Below are 17,934 nucleotides of genomic sequence, written 5' to 3'. Positions count from 1 at the left end.
CCGTCCTACCGCCGCCCACGACCGGGAGAACCCAGCGGGGGCCGCAGCGACGCCCACGCGCCGATGCCGCCCTCTCCAGCCGGTCGTCGCCCGGGCCCCTGGGCTCCGGGCCCTCGGCCTTGGGCTCCGACGGCCGTGCCCGAGGCTCGGTGGCCGAGCCCGGGCCCAGCGGCCGTGCCCGTGGCCCGGCGTACGCGGGTCGGCTCAGCCCTGCTGGCCCGACGCCTTCCGCAGCGTCGGCCGTGCCGCCGCCGCCCGTCGCTTGACGGCCGTCCAGCGGGCCGACAGCGCCCAGGCCACCCGTACGGCCGAACGCGGGGCGAACAGTGCGCGCGACCGCGTACGGCGTCCGACTCCGGCCCGCAGACCGGCGCTCGCCCGGTGGACGTCCTCGGTGAGGCCGGCGGTGAGACGCGGCCGGGGAGCGTAGAGGACCTGCTCCACGGCGTCGGCCACCCGGTGCACCGCCGCCGCGGCGTCGGGCTCCAGATGTCCGAGCCGGACGATCCGGGCCGCCGCCCTGCGCGGGGTCTGCGACTCCTGGGGCGGGATGCCGAGATCCCAGGCCGTGTCGGTCAGTTCCTGCCAGACCGCCAGCGTGTGCGGAGCCGCGTCCGCCTCCGAGCGGCCGTGCGCGCCCAGCCGCACCGACCGGGCGCGCAGCCGCCACAGCATCGGGGCCAGCGGGACCAGCAGCACCGCCAGCCCGCCGAGGACCCAGGCGAGGACCGCGTACCACTTCGGCCCGCTCCCGCCCGACACCGGCACGGCCGCCGCGGACTCGCTCGCGCACCCCTCCACCTTCTTCAGCTCGGCCGTGCAGCTCTCGCTGGCCGAAGGGGCGGTCGACGGCTCCGTCTGCGCGTTCCGGGACGGCAGGGCGGGGTCGGGCACGGCGTTGCCCGGCGTGTCCGTCACGGTGTACGACGGCGTCGATCCACGCGTCGGCGTCGGCTCGAACCGGGTCCAGCCCACGCCCTCGAAGTACACCTCCGGCCAGGCGTGCGCGTCCCGCAGCCCCACCGACACCGAGCCGTCCGCCTGCGGGGAGCCCGGCGCGAAGCCGACCGCCACCCTGGCCGGAATGCCCAGGGAGCGGGCCATCGCCGCCATCGCGAAGGAGAAGTGGACGCAGAAGCCCTGCTTGTCCCTCAGGAAGCGGGCGATCGCCTGCGAACCGCTGCCGACCTTGACCTGGGTGTCGTACTCGAAACCGCCGTTGAGCGCGAAGTACTCCTGGAGCTTGACCGCCTGCTCGTACGGATTGGCCGCGCCCGCGGTGACGTCGCGGGCGGTCCGGGAGACCACGTCGGGCAGGGAGTCCGGCAGCGCCGTGTACTCCCGCTTCAGCGCCGCCGGGGGCTGCGGTGCCGCGGCCAGCTGCTCCGCCGTCGGCAGCACGTTGAGGCTGCGGACCTGGTACGAGAGACCGCGGGTGTTCTGGCCGTGGTCGCCGACCAGGGTCATGCCCACCGGTTCGTACCGCCAGTTGCCCGGGACGCGGACGCCGCTCGGCGGATACGGCATCGGCAGCCAGTCCTGGGCGTACCAGTCGGCGGCCGAGACCGTGGTCCGGATCTCCTCGCGCTTGACGCCGGGGCCGAGGCCGACCGGGGTGGGGAAGGCGTCGTCCGGCACCGCCGTGATGTGCCGCTTGGACGGCTTCCAGGTGGTGCCGTCGAAGTCGTCCAGGGACACGATGCGCAGGTACAGGTTCGACAGGTCGGCCGAGTCGGTCTCCAGGGAGAGGACCTGGCGGTTCTCGTCGACGTTGAGGCTGTCGCGCAGGGAGACGAGGGGGTTGACCGCGGAGATGGTGCCGCCGCCCCCGGTGCCGGAGCCGACGCCGGTGCCGGCGCTGTCCAGCAGCCCGCCGTTCATCGTGGGCAGGGCGAGGGGCACCACCAGGGCGATGCCCAGGGCGAAGGCGCCGATACGCCGCCCGGTGCGCACCGGGGCGACCGCGCCGCCGCTCCGCTCCGGGCCGGGGCCGCGCGGTGCGCCGCCGAAGACCCTGCCCCACTGGGAGAGCCGGTCACGCCCCTCGGCGAGGAGCAGCATCAGATAGCCGGCCGCGGCCACCAGGAACCACAGCCAGTCGGTACCGCCCTCGGACAGTCCCGCGGCCACCGAGTAGAGGGCCAGCAGCGGCAGTCCGGCCGGGGCGGCGCTGCGGAAGGTCACCGCCAGGGTGTCCACCAGCAGGCCGATCACCAGGACGCCGCCGACCAGCATCAGACGGATGCCGTCGGACTCCAGCGGGGCCGGGATGGCGTACCGGGCGATGTCGTCGCCGCCCTGCCGCAGCAGCTCGGCGAAGCGCTGGAACGCCTGCGGGCCGGGGATCAGCCCGGCGAGCGCCTGCTGCCGGGCGAAGACCAGGGTCAGGAGCATCAGGGTGACCAGGGCCTGCGCGGCGACGGTCAGCGGCCGGGCCAGCGGGACCCGGCGGGCGGCCGCTCCCACCCCGGACTGCGCCGCCAGCAGCAGAGCGGCCTGGAGGATCCAGGTCGCCGGGTCGACCAGGGGCAGCAGCGCGCACGACGTCATCAGCGTGGCCGCCCAAGCACACAACGCCAACCGCGCCCGCCCGCTCATCGCGCGCCCTCCCCGCCGCTCGTCGCCGTGAGGCCGGTGCGCTCGCGGTCGGCCAGGCGCCACAGCTCCTCCAGGGAGGTGCCCCTGGGAACGCGCACGGCGGTCCAGCCGGCCTCGCGGAGCATCCGCAGCCGTTCCTCGCTCCTGTCCAACGGACGGGGCGCGCCGACCGGTTCCCGGTCCCAGCTCTCGCCGTCCAGGACGAAGGCGAGCGCGCCGCCGCTGCGTCGGCGCATCTTGGCCACCACCGTCGCCTGCTCCTCGTCCAGGTCGCCGAAGAAGGCCACCAGCAGCCCCTCGTTCCCCCCGCGCAGCACGTCGTAGGCCCGGGACAGGCCCGTACCGTCGGAGTGGTCGATCACCGCGAGGGTGTCCATCATCAGGCCGGCCGCGTCGGCCGTGCCCTGGCTCGCGCCCGCGAAGCCGTCGGCGCCCTCACCGGGGACCGAGTCCCCGCTGTCCGTGAGCAGCCGGACCGAGAAGCCCCGCTCCAGCATGTGCACCAGCACGGACGCCGCGCCCGACACCGCCCATTCGAAGGCCGAGTCCGGGCCCGCGCCGTCGAAGGCCACGCCCCGGGTGTCCAGCAGCACCGTGCAGCGGGCGCGCTGGGGCTGCTCCTCCCGGCGCACCATCAGCTCGCCGTACCGCGCGGTGGACCGCCAGTGCACGCGGCGCAGGTCGTCGCCGTAGCGGTACCCGCGGGGGATCACGTCGTCGTCGCCCGCCAGCGCGAGCGACCGCTGCCGCCCCTCGCCGTACCCCTTCGCCTCCCCGCTCAGCCGCACCGGCGGCAGCGCCTCCACCCGCGGGGTCACGGTCAGGGTGTCGTAGGTGGAGAAGGAGCGGGTCAGCTCGCACAGGCCGAACGGGTCGGTCAGGCGCAGTTGCAGCGGGCCCAGCGGATAGCGGCCGCGCAGGTCCGAGCGGACCCGGTAGGAGACCTCGCGGCGCCCGCCCGGCTCCACCCGGTCGAGGACGAACCGGGGCCGCGGTCCCAGCACGTAGGGGACCCGGTCCTGGAGCATCAGCAGACCGGTGGGCAGCCGCGAGACGTTGTCGACGCGCAGGTGGACCCGGGCCTCGCTGCCCGCGGGCACCCGCCCGGGGGACAGCCGGCGGCTGCCCGCCACCTGGTGGCGCGTGCGGTACAGCACGGTCGCGCAGATCAGGGGCAGCGCTCCCAGCAGCAGGCCGACGCGGAGCAGGTCGCTCTGCCCGAGGACGTAGGCGCAGACCGCGGCCGCGATCCCGGCGGCGAGGAAGGAGCGCCCACGGGTGGTCAGGCCGGTCAGGGCGGTGCGGATGCCGCCGCCCCGACCCCCGTCCTCCGTCGACCGGTCCGTCCCCCCGGCGTCCATCACAGCCTCCGCGGTGTCTGCCGGCCGTACGCCGGCGCGCCGTGGCCCATGCCGTAGCCCGGCTGCTGCTGGGGGGCCGCGGGCACCGGGGTGCGCTGCAGGATCTCCTGGACCACCTGCTCGGCGCTGCGGCGGGCCAGCTGGGCCTGGGCGGTGGGCAGCAGGCGGTGGGCCAGGACGGCGACCGCGAGGGCCTGCACGTCGTCCGGCAGCGCGTACTCCCGGCCGCTCAGGGCGGCGGACGCCTTCGCCGCGCGCAGCAGATGCAGCGTGGCGCGCGGCGAGGCGCCGAGTCTGAGGTCCGGGTGGGTGCGCGTGGCGGCGACCAGGTCGACGGCGTAGCGCCGGACCGGGTCGGCGACGTGGACGCCCCGGACCGCCTCGATCAGCTTCAGGATCTCGTCCGCGTGCGCCACCGGCTGCAGGTCGTCCAGCGGGTTCACCCCGCCGTGCACGTCGAGCATCTGCAGCTCGGCGTCCGGGCTCGGGTAGCCGATGGAGACCCGGGCCATGAAGCGGTCGCGCTGCGCCTCCGGCAGCGGGTAGGTGCCCTCCATCTCGACCGGGTTCTGCGTCGCCACCACCATGAAGGGGCTGGGCAGCTCGTAGCTCTGCCCGTCGATGGTGACCTGGCGCTCCTCCATCGACTCCAGCAGCGCCGACTGCGTCTTCGGCGAGGCGCGGTTGATCTCGTCGCCGATCACCACCTGGGCGAAGATCGCGCCCGGCTTGAACTCGAAGTCCCGGCGCTGCTGGTCCCAGATGGACACCCCGGTGATGTCCGAGGGCAGCAGGTCGGGCGTGAACTGGATACGGCGCACGGAGCAGTCGATGGACCGCGCCAGCGCCTTGGCCAGCATGGTCTTGCCGACTCCCGGGACGTCCTCGATCAGCAGGTGTCCCTCGGCGAGCAGCACGGTCAGGGAGAGCCGTACGACCTCGGGCTTGCCCTCGATCACGTCCTCCACCGAACCGCGCACGCGCTCGACCACAGCGGTCAGATCAGTGAGGCTCGCTCGATCGTCATAGGTCGTCACCCGGCCCTCCTCGGCCTTTCCCCGCGCTCCCCGGGGGAGCGGGGGTACCCCAACTTGCCGGACCGGCCCGTACCGCGGACCGGCCCACCCCGAATCACGGATGCCGGGCGGAAATAGTTCCGCACGACACCACTTCCCGCATTCTTGCCGCCGTTACCGATTCGTGTCACTCGCCTGTGGACAACTGGCCGCGATATGTCGTGCCTTACGGCCTTTGGGTGCTTGCCGCGCCGGCGGCCGACGAACGGGCGGCCGGTCAGGCGGGGGAGACCTCGCGCAGCCGTCCCGTCTTCACGTCGAAGACGAAACCGCGCACGTCGTCGGTGTGCGGCAGGAAGGGCGAGGTGCGCACCCGTTCGATCGACTGCCGCACGTCCTGGTCGACGTCCCGGAAGGACTCGACCGCCCAGGCGGGGCGCTGGCCGACCTCCAGCTCCAGGTCGTGCCGGAACTCCTCGGTGAGGGACTCCATGCCGCAGTTGGTGTGGTGGATGAGGACCACGCTGCGCGTACCGAGCGCCCGCTGGCTGATGGTGAGCGAACGGATCACGTCGTCGGTGACGACGCCGCCCGCGTTGCGGACGGTGTGGCAGTCACCCAGGTTGAGGCCGAGCGCGGCGTGCAGGTCGAGTCGGGCGTCCATGCAGGCCACGACGGCGACGCGCTGGACGGGGCGGGCGTCCATCCCGGGGTCCGTGAACGCGGCGGCGTAGCGTTCGTTCGCCTCGACGAGCCGGTCTGTGACAGTGCCGTCGCCGGCGGGCGCGCCCTGCCCGTCGGCGGAAACCGATGCGGAAGTCGTCATAACCATGACGTTACTGGTCAGCCTCGCTCCGTACCCCCCGAGAAGACGGACAAAGAACGTCATCACGGCGCGCTGTGAGCCACCGCACAGACCCGCACGGCCGCCTCCGTGCGGGTGAAGTACCGCCTCGCGGCGATTCGTGCGCGCCCGCACCCGCGACGCGCAGGCCGGTTGATTGACCGGGCGACAGGGTGGACTAAAGTGACGCGAAGCGGGAGGCGAGGCTCTCCCCGCTGGACTGAAAACCCCGGAGACCTGGGCGAAGTCCCACCAGATCTCCCCACGTGCGCGGCGCGTACGTACGGCTCGGCCTCCTCCCGCTCCCGGCCGGCCGACGCTTCCGGCGCCGGCAGGACTCCCCTTCACGAGCGAGCGGGAGGGGACCCGGCGGTGCGTGACGCCGTGCCGGACCTGAGAGGCCGTCCCACTTGAGCCAGAGTCGACACGTCCCGGTGATGCTCCAGCGGTGCCTGGACCTGCTGGCGCCCGCCCTGACCGAGCCGGGTGCCGTGGTCGTCGACTGCACGCTGGGACTCGGCGGACACAGCGAGGCGCTCCTCGCCCGCTTCCCCGAGGCCCGGCTGATCGCCCTCGACCGGGACAAGGAGGCCCTGCGCCTGTCCGGCGAGCGGCTCGCCCCGTACGGAGAGCGCGCCACCCTGGTGCACGCCGTCTACGACGAGCTGCCCGACGTGCTCGACCGGCTCGGCGTCCCCCGCGTCCAGGGCGTCCTCTTCGACCTCGGCGTCTCCTCGATGCAGCTCGACGAGGCCGACCGCGGCTTCGCCTACGCCCAGGACGCCCCGCTCGACATGCGCATGGACCAGAGCACCGGCATGAGCGCCGCCGAGGTCCTGAACACCTACCCGCCGGGCGAACTGGTCCGCATCCTGCGGGCGTACGGCGAGGAGAAGCAGGCCAAGCGGATCGTGTCCGCGATCGTCCGCGAGCGCGAGAAGGAGCCGTTCGGCACCAGCGCGCGGCTCGTGGAGCTGATCCGCGCGGCCCTGCCGCAGGCCGCCAAGCGCACCGGCGGCAACCCGGCCAAGCGCACCTTCCAGGCCCTGCGGATCGAGGTCAACGGCGAGCTGTCCGTCCTGGAGCGGGCCGTTCCGGCGGCCGTGAAGGCGCTCGGCGTCGGCGGGCGGATCGCCGTGCTGTCGTACCACTCCCTGGAGGACCGCCTGGTCAAGCAGGTGTTCGCGGCCGGCGCCGCCAACACCGCGCCGCCGGGACTCCCGGTCGTCCCCGAACGCTACGCGCCCCGGCTCAAGCTGCTCACCCGTGGTGCCGAACTTCCCACCGAGGAGGAGATCGCCGAGAACCGGCGAGCGGCACCGGCACGGCTGCGCGGAGCCGAGCGCATCAGGGAGGACGTCGAGTGAGGCAGGGGGAGGTCCGATGAGCCGGAAACCCGAACTGAAGGGGCGGGCGGCCCGGCTGGCCAAGCTCTTCCCGCCCGGGAGCAACCGCGGCCAGGCCGCCCGGGCCCCCTTCGTCCTCCTGGTGGCCGTCCTCCTCGGCGGCGGCCTCATCGGGCTCCTCGTCCTCAACTCCGCGCTGAGCGAGGGCTCGTTCCAGCTGGACGACCTCAAGCAGCAGACCAAGGAGCTGACCGACGAGGAGCAGGCGCTCCAGCGGGACATCGACGCCTACTCCGCCCCCCGCGCCCTCCAGCGTCGCGCCCGCGAGCTGGGCATGGTGCCCGGCGGTGATCCCGCCTTCCTCGCTCCCGACGGCACCGTCAAGGGCTCACCCGGCCCCGCGCCCACCCCGGCCACCCCGCTGGTCGTCGCCCCCGAGGCACTGACCGCGCCGCCCGCCACCGCCTCCGCGGGCGGTGACCCGTCCGCCCCGGCCCCCGGTACGGCGGCCACCCCCACCACCGCGGCGACGCCCACCCCGACCCCGACCCCCGGCAGGTGACGGAAGTGTCCGACAGGGAACCGCCGCGCCGCCGCGTGCCCGGACCCGCGAGGCCCGTCCGCCCCGGCGGCCGGCGGCAGCCCGGTCCCGGCGCGCGGCCCGCCCGCAGGCCGGGACCGCCCAGGCCGGCCGCGCCCGCCCTCCGGCTGGGCAGCCCCCGCCCGCGCCTGCGCCTGATCGGCCTCGCGCTGACCCTGGTGATGACCGCCTTCGTCGTACGGCTGCTCCAGGTGCAGGCCGTCGACGCCGGCACCTACACCGCCAAGGCCGAGCAGAACCGCTACGTCGTCCACACCCTGCCCGCCGAGCGCGGCGGCATCACCGACCGCAACGGCGTGGCCCTCGCGTCCACCGTGGACGCCTACGACATCACCGCCGACCCCACGATGTTCACCCGTGAGCAGCTGAAGATCGGCGACGGCCCCGAGCAGGCCGCGGCCCTCCTCGCGCCGATCCTCGGCGCGGAGCAGAAGGACCTGGTCGCCCAGCTCCGCCCCGAGAACGAGGAGCTGCGCTACGTCCGCCTCGCCCGGCGGCAGACCCCTCAGGTCTGGAACCAGATCAAGGACCTGAAGACCGCGCTCACCAAGAAGGCGGAGACGGACAAGTCCGTGGTCAACGTCCTCGCGGGCGTCTTCGCCGACCCCAGCAGCAAGCGCGTCTACCCGGGCGGCGACCTCGCCGCCGCCATCCTCGGCTGGGTCGGCGCCGACGGCAAGGGCGGCGGCGGCCTGGAGCGGCAGCTGGACAAGACGCTGGCCGGCGAGGACGGCAAGATCCGCTACGCCCAGTCCGGCGGCCGCCAGGTGCCCACCGCCGGCTCCACCGAGACACCCGCCGTGCCGGGCAGCGACGTCGAGCTGACCATCGACCGCGACATCCAGTGGGCGGCGCAGCACGCCATCAGCGAGCAGGTGGAGAAGTCCAAGGCGGACGGCGGCTACGTCATCGTCCAGGACACCGCCACCGGCGAGATCCTCGCCATGGCCAACTCGCCCGGCTTCGACCCCGGCGACCTCGCCCACGCCGACCCGGACGCGCTGGGCAACGCCGCCCTCCAGGACGCCTTCGAACCCGGCTCCACCGCCAAGGTGCTGTCGATGGCGGCCGTACTGGAGGAGAACGCCGCCACGCCGATGACCCACATCACCGTGCCCAACCGGCTCAAGCGCGGCGACCGGCTCTTCAAGGACGACGTCGACCACCCGACCTGGTACCTCACGCTCAACGGCGTGCTGGCCAAGTCCAGCAACATCGGCACCATCATGGCCACCGGCGAGCTGGGCAAGACCCAGGCCGAGGCCAACAAGGTGCTCTACTCCTACATGCGCAAGTTCGGCCTCGGCGGCTACAGCGGGCTCGGCTTCCCCGGCGAGACCAAGGGCATCCTCGCACCGCCCGAGCAGTGGTCGACCTCGCAGCAGTACACGATCCCTTTCGGCCAGGGCGTCTCCATCAACGCGCTCCAGGCGGCCTCCATCTACTCGACCATCGCCAACGGCGGCGTCCGCGTCGAACCCACGCTCGTGCGCGGCACCAAGGGCGACGACGGTCGCTTCACCCCGGCTCCGGAGCCCGAGAAGACCCGCGTCATCAGCGAGAAGACCGCGAAGACCCTCGCGCGGATGCTGGAGTCCGTGGTCGACGACGAGGAGGGCACCGGCACCAAGGCCCGTATCCCCGGCTACCGCGTGGCGGGCAAGACCGGCACGGCCAACCGAGTGGATCCGGCCACCGGGCAGTACAAGGGGTACACCTCGTCCTTCGCCGGGTTCGCCCCCGCCGACAAGCCCCGCGTCACCGTCTACTGCGCCATCCAGAACGCGACGGAGGGCAGCTACTTCGGCGGCCAGATCTGCGGCCCCATCTACAAGCAGGTCATGGAGTTCGCCCTGAAGACCCTCCAGGTCCCGCCGACCGGTGCCGCCCCCGCGAACCTGCCGGTCACCTTCAAACCCTGACCCCGCCGGGCCCCTCCGAGCCGGCGCCGACGCAGTACCGAGCCACCAGGAACCACCCGTGACAACGATCACCCCCGACCCCGGGAACCAGGGCAGCGCCCGCACCTCACTTCGCCCGGAGGCGGCCACGCCCGGTACGCTCACCGCCGTGCCACACGCTGATCAGTCCCAAACCACCCAGAAGGGCCACCCCGTGACCTACCCGGGACCGCCCCGGCCGGTGCGGAACTCCGCCACACCCCTCGCGGAACTCGCCGACCAGCTGGGTGTCACCGCTCCGGACAGCACCGCGGGGGTCACGGGCATCACCCACGACTCGCGCGCCGTCCGCCCCGGTGACCTGTACGCCGCCCTCCCCGGAGCCCGCGCCCACGGCGCCGACTTCGTCACCCAGGCCGCCGGTCTCGGCGCCGCCGCCGTGCTGACCGACCCGGCCGGCGCGGAACGCGTCGCCGCCACCGGTCTGCCGGCGCTCGTCGTCGACGACCCGCGCGCGCGGATGGGCGAGCTGGCGGCCACGATCTACGGCCACCCCGGCCGCGACCTGCTCCAGATCGGCATCACCGGCACCTCCGGCAAGACCACCACCGCCTACCTCGTCGAGGGCGGTCTGCGCACGGCGAGCACGACCGGCCTGATCGGCACGGTCGAGATGCGCATCGGCGACGAGCGCATCAAGTCCGAGCGCACCACGCCCGAGGCCACCGACCTCCAGGCCCTGTTCGCGGTGATGCGCGAGCGCGGCACCGAGGCGGTCGCCATGGAGGTCTCCAGCCACGCCCTGGTGCTCGGCCGCGTCGACGCCTGCGTCTTCGACGTCGCGGTCTTCACCAACCTCAGCCCGGAGCACATGGAGTTCCACTCCGGCATGGAGGACTACTTCCAGGCCAAGGCCCAGCTCTTCACGCCGAAACGCAGCAAGCTCGGCGTGGTCAACGTGGACGACGAGTACGGGCGCCGCCTCGCCGACGAGGCCACCGTCCCCGTCGTCACCTACTCCGCCGAGGGCCACCCGGACGCCGACTGGCGCGCCGACGAGGTCGAGGTCGGACCGCTGGACTCGACGTTCACCGTGCTCGGGCCCAAGGGCGAGCGGATCGCCGCCAAGTCGCCGCTGGCCGGTCCCTTCAACGTGGCGAACACCCTCGCCGCGATCGTCGCCCTCGCCGCCGCCGGCCTCGACCCGCAGACCGCCGCCGACGGCATCGCCGCCGTCCCGGGCGTCCCGGGCCGTCTGGAGCGCGTGGACGAGGGACAGCCGTACCTCGCGGTGGTCGACTACGCCCACAAGACCGACGCCGTCGAGTCCGTCCTGCGCGCCCTGCGCAAGGTGACCGAGGGCAAGCTGCACGCCGTGCTCGGCTGCGGCGGCGACCGGGACACCACCAAGCGGGAGCCGATGGGCGCCGCGGTGGCCCGGTTCGCCGACACCGCCGTACTGACCTCCGACAACCCCCGCTCCGAGGACCCGCTCGCGATCCTCGCCACCATGCTCCAGGGCGCGGCCTCCGTGCCCGCCCACGAGCGCGGCGAGGTCCAGGTCTTCGAGGACCGGGCCGCCGCCATCGCCGCGGCCGTCGCCCGGGCCGAGCCCGGCGACACCGTGCTGGTCGCGGGCAAGGGCCACGAGCAGGGCCAGGACATCGCCGGGGTGGTCCGTCCCTTCGACGACCGCCAGGTGCTGCGCGAAGCCATTCAGAAGACCCAGGGATGAGATCCCGAATGATCCAGCTGATCCAGGGGACGAACTTGTGATCACCCTCTCTCTCGCCGAGATCGCAGAAGTCGTCGGCGGGCGGATGCATGACATACCGGACGCGTCCGCGCAGGTCACCGGGCCGGTCGTCCGGGACTCGCGGGAAGCGGGGCCCGGCTGCCTCTTCGTCGCCTTCGTCGGCGAGCGGGTGGACGGCCACGACTTCGCGCCGGCGGTCGTCGAGGCGGGCGCGGTGGCCGTGCTCGGCTCCCGCCCCGTCGGCGTGCCCGCGATCGTCGTGGACGACGTGCAGTCCGCCCTCGGCGCCCTCGCCCGGCACGTCGTACGCCGCCTCGGTGCCACCCTCGTGGCCCTCACCGGGTCCGCCGGCAAGACCAGCACCAAGGACCTGATCGCCCAGGTGCTGCGCCGCAAGGCGCCGACGGTCTTCACGCCCGGTTCCATGAACAACGAGGTCGGGCTGCCGCTCACCGCGCTCACCGCCACCGAGGAGACCAAGTTCCTCGTGCTGGAGATGGGCGCCCGCGGCATCGGCCACATCCGCTACCTCTGCGAGCTGACCCCGCCCAAGGTCGGCCTCGTCCTCAACGTCGGCTCCGCGCACATCGGCGAGTTCGGCGGCCGGGAGCAGATCGCCCAGGCCAAGGGCGAACTCGTCGAGGCGCTGCCGCCGGCCGAGGAGGGCGGCACCGCCATCCTCAACGCGGACGACGGCCTGGTACGGGCCATGGCCTCCCGAACGAAGGCGAAGGTGATCCTTTTCGGAGAGTCCGACGAAGCGGACGTTCGGGCCGAGAACGTGCGACTCACGGACAGCGGACAGCCTTCCTTCAGGCTTCACACACCCTCCGGTGCAAGCGATGTGACCATGCGCCTGTACGGTGAGCACCACGTGTCGAACGCGCTCGCCGCGGCCGCCGTCGCCCACGAGTTGGGCATGTCCGCAGACGAGATCGCCACCGCGCTCTCCGAGGCGGGCTCCCTCTCCCGCTGGCGGATGGAGGTCACCGAGCGCCCGGACGGCGTGACGGTCGTCAACGACGCCTACAACGCGAACCCCGAGTCCATGAAGGCCGCGCTGCGTGCGCTCGTCGCCATGGGAAAGGGGCGTCGTACGTGGGCGGTGCTCGGCAAGATGGCCGAGCTCGGGGACGAGGCGCTCGCCGAGCACGACGCGGTCGGACGGCTCGCCGTCCGGCTCAACGTCAGCAAGCTCGTCGCGGTCGGGGGCAGGGAAGCCCAATGGCTGCAACTGGGCGCATATAACGAGGGTTCGTGGGGTGAGGAGTCGGTGCACGTGTCCGACGCACAGGCGGCGGTCGACCTGTTGCGCAGCTGGTTGCGCCCGGGGGACGTCGTGCTCGTGAAGGCGTCCCGTTCGGTGGGTCTGGAGCGCGTCGCCGCGGCGCTGCTGGAGACCGGCGCCGAGGGTGAGGTTGCCGCCCGATGATGAAGCAGATCCTGTTCGCGGGAGTCATTGGCCTCTTCCTGACGCTGGTCGGCACTCCGCTGCTGATCAAGCTGCTGGCCCGCAAGGGCTACGGCCAGTACATCCGCGACGACGGACCGCGCGAGCACGCCAGCAAGCGCGGTACGCCGACCATGGGTGGTATCGCGTTCATCCTGGCGACGGTCGCCGCCTACTTCCTCGCCAAGGTCATCACCAGCTACCTGGACCCGGAGGCGGACGCGGCGCCGACCTTCTCGGGTCTGCTGGTGCTCGGCCTGATGGTGGGCATGGGCCTGGTCGGCTTCCTCGACGACTACATCAAGATCGTCAAGAGGCGTTCGCTGGGCCTGCGGGCCAAGGCGAAGATGGCCGGCCAGCTCATCGTCGGCATCGCCTTCGCGGTGCTCTCGCTCCAGTTCGCGGACAACCGCGGCAACACGCCCGCGTCCACCAAGCTGTCGTTCATCACCGACTTCGGCTGGTCCATCGGCCCGGTGCTGTTCGTCATCTGGGCGCTGTTCATGATCCTCGCGATGTCGAACGGCGTGAACCTGACCGACGGCCTCGACGGTCTCGCCACCGGCGCCTCCGTCCTGGTCTTCGGTGCCTACACCTTCATCGGCGTCTGGCAGTTCCAGGAGTCCTGCGCCAACGCGCTGACCCTGACCAACCCGGGCGCCTGCTACGAGGTGAGGGACCCCCTCGACCTCGCGGTGGTCTCCTCCGCGCTGATGGGTGCCTGCCTCGGCTTCCTGTGGTGGAACACCTCGCCGGCCAAGATCTTCATGGGCGACACCGGTTCGCTCGCGCTCGGTGGTGTGCTCGCGGGTCTGGCGATCTGCTCGCGCACCGAGCTGCTGATGGCCATCCTCGGCGGTCTGTTCGTCCTGATCACCATGTCGGTGGTCATCCAGGTCGGCTCCTTCCGCCTCACCGGCAAGCGCGTCTTCAGAATGGCGCCACTCCAGCACCACTTCGAACTCAAAGGCTGGTCCGAGGTCCTTGTCGTGGTCCGTTTCTGGATCATCCAGGGCATCTGTGTGATCGTCGGACTGGGCCTCTTCTACGCGGGATGGGCAGCGGACAAGTGACCGACTCCTCGGTGCCTTTCGAATTCCAGGGCAAGCACGTCACCGTCGCCGGACTCGGCGTCTCCGGCGTCCCGGCGGCCAAGGTGCTGCACGGCCTCGGCGCGCGCGTGACCGTCGTCAACGACGGCGCGGACGAGCGCGCGCGGGCGCAGGCGGCCGAGTTGGAGGCGCTCGGCATCACCGTGCGCCTCGGCGACGGCGACACCCTGCCCGACGGCACCGAGCTGATCGTCACCGCACCGGGCTGGAAGCCCACCAAGCCGCTGTTCACGGCGGCCGGTCAGGCCGGCGTCCCGGTCTGGGGCGACGTCGAACTGGCCTGGCGCCTGCGCCGCCCCGACTCCGCGCCCTGGCTCGCGGTCACCGGCACCAACGGCAAGACCACCACCGTCCAGATGCTGGCGTCGATCCTGAAGGCGGCGGGCCTGCGCACCGCCGCCGTCGGCAACATCGGCGTCTCGCTGCTGGACGCGGTCACCGGCGACGAGGAGTACGACGTCCTCGCGGTGGAGCTGTCCAGCTACCAGCTCCACTGGGCGCCCTCCCTGCGCGCCCACTCGGCCGCCGTCCTCAACCTCGCCCCGGACCACCTCGACTGGCACGGCTCCATGGAGGCGTACGCCGCCGACAAGGGCCGTATCTACGAGGGCAATCGCGTCGCCTGCGTCTACAACGTCGCCGACAAGGCCACCGAGGACCTGGTCCGCGAGGCCGACGTCGAGGAGGGCTGCCGGGCCATCGGCTTCACCCTCGGCTCCCCGGCGCCCTCCCAACTCGGCGTCGTGGACGGCATCCTGGTCGACCGGGCCTTCGTCGAGAACCGGCACAAGAACGCCCAGGAGCTCGCCGAGGTCTCGGACGTGAACCCGCCGGCCCCGCACAACATCGCCAACGCCCTGGCCGCCGCGGCCCTCGCCCGTGCCTTCGGCGTGCCCGCCGCCGCCGTGCGCGACGGGCTGCGGGCCTTCACGCCCGACGCCCACCGCATCGCGCACGTCGCCGACGTCGACGGGGTGGCGTACGTGGACGACTCCAAGGCCACCAACACCCACGCCACCGAGGCGTCGCTGGCCGCCTACGAGTCGATCGTGTGGATCGCGGGCGGACTGGCCAAGGGCGCGACCTTCGACGAGCTGGTCGCGGGTGCCGCGAAGCGGCTGCGCGGCGCGGTCCTCATCGGCGCCGACCGCGCCCTGATCCGCGAAGCCCTGACGCGACACGCCCCCGAGGTACCCGTGGTCGACCTCGACCGGACCGACACTGGTGCGATGCTCCAGGCCGTCCAGGAGGCCCGGCGACTCGCCCGGCCCGGCGACACGGTGCTGCTGGCCCCGGCCTGTGCCTCGATGGACATGTTCACCAACTACAACCAGCGCGGCGACGCGTTCGCACAGGCCGTTCGCGAACTCGGCGCCTGACCCGGCCGCCTCCTGCGCCGGGTGAACTCGGGAGGACGCGTGGGACGGTCCATGCCGACGGAGAGCGGAGGCCGCGATGCCCGGTAGTCCCCAGAGCCGTACCGGGCGTCCGCCCGTTCAGCGGGCCGCGAAACGTCCCGCCGCGCCGGTGCCGCCGCACGACAACCCGGTGCTCCGCCTCCACCACCGGCTGCGCCGCGCCTGGGACCGGCCGCTGACCGCCTACTACCTGATCTCCGGCGCCGGGGCACTGATCACCGTGCTCGGCCTGATCATGGTCTACTCGGCCTCCCAGATCACCGCGCTGCAGCTCTCGCTGCCGGGGTCGTACTTCTTCCGCAAGCAGTTCCTGGCCGCCCTGATCGGCGCCGGGCTGCTGGTGGCGGCGATGAAGATGCCGGTGAAGCTGCACCGCGCGCTGGCCTACCCGATCCTCGCCGGTGCCGTCTGCCTGATGATCCTGGTGCAGGTGCCCGGGATAGGAGTCGCGGTCAACGGCAACCAGAACTGGATCGCGCTCGGCGGCTCCTTCCAGATCCAGCCCAGCGAGTTCGGCAAGCTCGCCCTCGTGCTCTGGGGCGCGGACCTGCTCGCCCGCAAGCAGGACAAGAAGCTGCTGACCCAGTGGAAGCACATGCTGGTGCCGCTGGTGCCGGCCGCGTTCATGCTGCTCGGGCTGATCATGATCGGCGGCGACATGGGCACGGCGATCATCCTGACGGCGATCCTCTTCGGCCTGCTGTGGCTGGCGGGCGCGCCCACCCGGCTCTTCGCCGGCGTGCTGTCCGTCGCGGTGCTGCTCGGCTTCATCCTCATCAAGACCAGCCCCAACCGCATGGCCCGGCTGAACTGCCTCGGTGCCACCGACCCCGGCCCCGGCGACGCCTGCTGGCAGGCCGTGCACGGGATCTACGCCCTCGCCTCGGGCGGGCTGTTCGGATCGGGGCTCGGTGCCAGTGTGGAGAAATGGGGCCAACTCCCCGAAGCGCACACCGACTTCATCTTCGCCGTCACCGGTGAGGAACTGGGCCTGGCGGGGACGCTGTCGGTGCTCGCCCTCTTCGCGGCTCTAGGCTATGCGGGTATCCGCGTGGCCGGACGCACGGAGGACCCGTTCGTGAGGTATGCCGCGGGAGGCGTGACCACCTGGATCACGGCCCAGGCCGTGATCAACATCGGTGCGGTCCTCGGGCTGCTGCCGATCGCCGGTGTCCCGCTCCCGCTGTTCTCCTACGGCGGTTCCGCCCTGCTGCCGACCATGTTCGCCATCGGTCTGCTGATCGCCTTCGCGCGTGACGAACCCGGTGCGCGGGCGGCGCTTGCGCTGCGGCAACCTCGCTTTGGTAGAAAGCGGGGGGCCAGGGGACCCGTGGCCAAGCGGAGCCCCCGGAGTTGGAACACGATGCGACGGCGCGCCTCGAAGGCGCGCTCGTCCGGAGAGCGGTGAATTTCGGTGCATGTCGTACTCGCCGGCGGAGGAACCGCGGGCCACATCGAGCCCGCGCTCGCCCTCGCGGACGCCCTGCGCAGGCAGGATCCGACCGTGGGCATCACGGCCCTGGGCACGGAACGCGGCCTCGAGACCCGCCTCGTACCCGAGCGCGGGTACGAACTGGCGCTGATCCCGGCCGTACCGCTGCCGCGCAAGCCCACCCCCGAGCTGATCACCGTTCCGGGCCGGCTGCGCGGCACCATCAAGGCGACCGAGCAGATCCTGGAGCGCACCAAGGCCGACGCCGTGGTCGGCTTCGGCGGTTACGTCGCCCTGCCCGGCTACCTCGCGGCCAAGCGGCTCGGCGTGCCGATCGTCGTCCACGAGGCCAACGCCCGCCCGGGCCTGGCCAACAAGATCGGCTCGCGCTACGCGGCCCAGGTCGCCGTCTCCACCCCCGACAGCAAGCTGCGCAACTCCCGTTACATCGGCATCCCGCTGCGCCGCTCCATCGCCACCCTCGACCGGGCCGCCGCCCGCCCCGAGGCCCGCGCGATGTTCGGGCTCGACCCCAACCTGCCCACGCTGCTGGTCACCGGCGGCTCGCAGGGCGCCCGCCGCCTCAACGAGGTGATCCAGCAGGTCGCGCCGTGGCTCCAGCAGGCCGGCATCCAGATCCTGCACGCGGTCGGCCCCAAGAACGAACTGCCGCAGGTCCAGCAGATGCCGGGGATGCCCCCGTACATCCCGGTAAGTTACCTGGACCGGATGGACCTCGCGTACGCCGCGGCCGACATGATGCTCTGCCGCGCGGGCGCGATGACCGTCGCCGAACTCTCCGCCGTCGGGCTCCCGGCCGCCTACGTCCCGCTGCCCATCGGCAACGGTGAGCAGCGGCTCAACGCCCAGCCGGTGGTCAAGGCCGGCGGCGGTCTGCTGGTCGACGACGCGGACCTCACCCCCGAGTGGGTGCAGCACAACGTCCTTCCCGTGCTCGCCGACCCGCACAAGCTGTACGAGATGTCCCGCGCCGCCGCCGAGTTCGGCCGCCGGGACGCCGACGACCTGCTCGTCGGCATGGTGTACGAGGCGATCGCCGCCCGTGCACACCGCTAGGCACGTATGACGGAGGGCAGGG

Annotated in this window: 13 protein-coding genes; 9 read left to right on the top strand and 4 right to left on the bottom strand. The window is 72.6% G+C overall.

All coding sequences use genetic code 11. The features are described from left to right. Positions 1-204: 204 nt before the first annotated feature. The 4 genes from ACFZP7_RS10090 to ACFZP7_RS10075 all read right to left on the bottom strand — a co-directional run bounded on the left by ACFZP7_RS10090 (position 205) and on the right by ACFZP7_RS10075 (position 5,807). A complete protein-coding gene (locus tag ACFZP7_RS10090) occupies positions 205-2,598 on the bottom strand; it encodes a DUF3488 and DUF4129 domain-containing transglutaminase family protein (RefSeq protein WP_385634258.1) in 2,394 nt (797 codons plus the stop codon). Beyond that, positions 2,595-3,959, bottom strand: a complete 1,365-nt coding sequence (locus ACFZP7_RS10085) for a DUF58 domain-containing protein (protein ID WP_031016993.1) — start codon at positions 3,957-3,959, stop codon at positions 2,595-2,597. Before ACFZP7_RS10085 ends, ACFZP7_RS10090 begins: the two co-directional genes overlap by 4 nt. After that, complete coding sequence (locus ACFZP7_RS10080; RefSeq protein WP_037822145.1) at positions 3,959-4,996, bottom strand: MoxR family ATPase; 1,038 nt, start codon at positions 4,994-4,996, stop codon at positions 3,959-3,961. Before ACFZP7_RS10080 ends, ACFZP7_RS10085 begins: the two co-directional genes overlap by 1 nt. Before the next feature lie 256 nt (positions 4,997-5,252). Continuing rightward, on the bottom strand, positions 5,253-5,807 hold the full coding sequence (locus ACFZP7_RS10075) for a carbonic anhydrase (RefSeq protein WP_223779904.1): 555 nt from the start codon (positions 5,805-5,807) through the stop codon (positions 5,253-5,255). A gap of 422 nt (positions 5,808-6,229) precedes the next feature. Between ACFZP7_RS10075 and rsmH the strand changes: the two genes are divergently transcribed. From rsmH to murG, 9 genes are all read left to right on the top strand, one after another. Continuing rightward, complete coding sequence (gene rsmH, locus ACFZP7_RS10070) at positions 6,230-7,186, top strand: 16S rRNA (cytosine(1402)-N(4))-methyltransferase RsmH (protein ID WP_385634257.1); 957 nt, start codon at positions 6,230-6,232, stop codon at positions 7,184-7,186. 16 nt (positions 7,187-7,202) lie between these two features. Continuing rightward, the gene (locus tag ACFZP7_RS10065; protein WP_030971976.1) at positions 7,203-7,727 is read left to right on the top strand and encodes a septum formation initiator family protein; all 525 of its coding nucleotides are present in this window, start codon (positions 7,203-7,205) and stop codon (positions 7,725-7,727) included. Beyond that, positions 7,724-9,688 carry a peptidoglycan D,D-transpeptidase FtsI family protein gene (locus ACFZP7_RS10060; protein ID WP_385634256.1) on the top strand — a complete coding sequence of 655 codons (1,965 nt, stop codon included), beginning with the start codon at positions 7,724-7,726 and terminating at the stop codon, positions 9,686-9,688. Before ACFZP7_RS10065 ends, ACFZP7_RS10060 begins: the two co-directional genes overlap by 4 nt. A 193-nt stretch (positions 9,689-9,881) precedes the next feature. Continuing rightward, complete coding sequence (locus ACFZP7_RS10055; RefSeq protein ID WP_385638407.1) at positions 9,882-11,402, top strand: UDP-N-acetylmuramoyl-L-alanyl-D-glutamate--2,6-diaminopimelate ligase; 1,521 nt, start codon at positions 9,882-9,884, stop codon at positions 11,400-11,402. Positions 11,403-11,439: 37 nt separating this feature from the next. Beyond that, positions 11,440-12,855: a UDP-N-acetylmuramoyl-tripeptide--D-alanyl-D-alanine ligase gene (gene murF / locus ACFZP7_RS10050; RefSeq protein WP_385634255.1), complete on the top strand. Its 1,416-nt coding sequence runs from the start codon at positions 11,440-11,442 to the stop codon at positions 12,853-12,855. After that, positions 12,855-13,946 carry a phospho-N-acetylmuramoyl-pentapeptide-transferase gene (mraY, locus tag ACFZP7_RS10045; RefSeq protein WP_019327998.1) on the top strand — a complete coding sequence of 364 codons (1,092 nt, stop codon included), beginning with the start codon at positions 12,855-12,857 and terminating at the stop codon, positions 13,944-13,946. Before murF ends, mraY begins: the two co-directional genes overlap by 1 nt. Positions 13,947-13,957: 11 nt before the next feature. Then, positions 13,958-15,364, top strand: coding sequence for a UDP-N-acetylmuramoyl-L-alanine--D-glutamate ligase (gene murD / locus ACFZP7_RS10040; protein ID WP_385634254.1), 1,407 nt, complete (start codon positions 13,958-13,960; stop codon positions 15,362-15,364). A gap of 76 nt (positions 15,365-15,440) precedes the next feature. After that, positions 15,441-16,811, top strand: a complete 1,371-nt coding sequence (gene ftsW / locus ACFZP7_RS10035) for a putative lipid II flippase FtsW (RefSeq protein ID WP_029393881.1) — start codon at positions 15,441-15,443, stop codon at positions 16,809-16,811. A gap of 6 nt (positions 16,812-16,817) precedes the next feature. Further along, positions 16,818-17,912: an undecaprenyldiphospho-muramoylpentapeptide beta-N-acetylglucosaminyltransferase gene (murG, locus tag ACFZP7_RS10030; protein WP_019328001.1), complete on the top strand. Its 1,095-nt coding sequence runs from the start codon at positions 16,818-16,820 to the stop codon at positions 17,910-17,912. The last annotated feature ends 22 nt before the right edge of the window (positions 17,913-17,934 follow it).

Source organism: Streptomyces sp. SudanB5_2050 (assembly GCF_964272335.1).
In the GTDB taxonomy this organism is placed as follows: domain Bacteria; phylum Actinomycetota; class Actinomycetes; order Streptomycetales; family Streptomycetaceae; genus Streptomyces; species Streptomyces rochei.
Note: the sequence above shows the minus strand (reverse complement) of the source record. Positions and strands in the feature narration are given on the sequence as shown.

Excerpts from the sequence above, each read along its gene's own strand:
- ftsW (WP_029393881.1), top strand. The coding sequence starts at position 15,441 with ATGCCCGGTAGTCCCCAGAGCCGTACCGGGCGTCCGCCCGTTCAGCGG.
- ACFZP7_RS10090 (WP_385634258.1), bottom strand. The coding sequence starts at position 2,598 with ATGAGCGGGCGGGCGCGGTTGGCGTTGTGTGCTTGGGCGGCCACGCTG.
- ACFZP7_RS10065 (WP_030971976.1), top strand. The coding sequence starts at position 7,203 with ATGAGCCGGAAACCCGAACTGAAGGGGCGGGCGGCCCGGCTGGCCAAG.
- ACFZP7_RS10075 (WP_223779904.1), bottom strand. The coding sequence starts at position 5,807 with ATGGTTATGACGACTTCCGCATCGGTTTCCGCCGACGGGCAGGGCGCG.
- ACFZP7_RS10085 (WP_031016993.1), bottom strand. The coding sequence starts at position 3,959 with ATGGACGCCGGGGGGACGGACCGGTCGACGGAGGACGGGGGTCGGGGC.
- mraY (WP_019327998.1), top strand. The coding sequence starts at position 12,855 with ATGAAGCAGATCCTGTTCGCGGGAGTCATTGGCCTCTTCCTGACGCTG.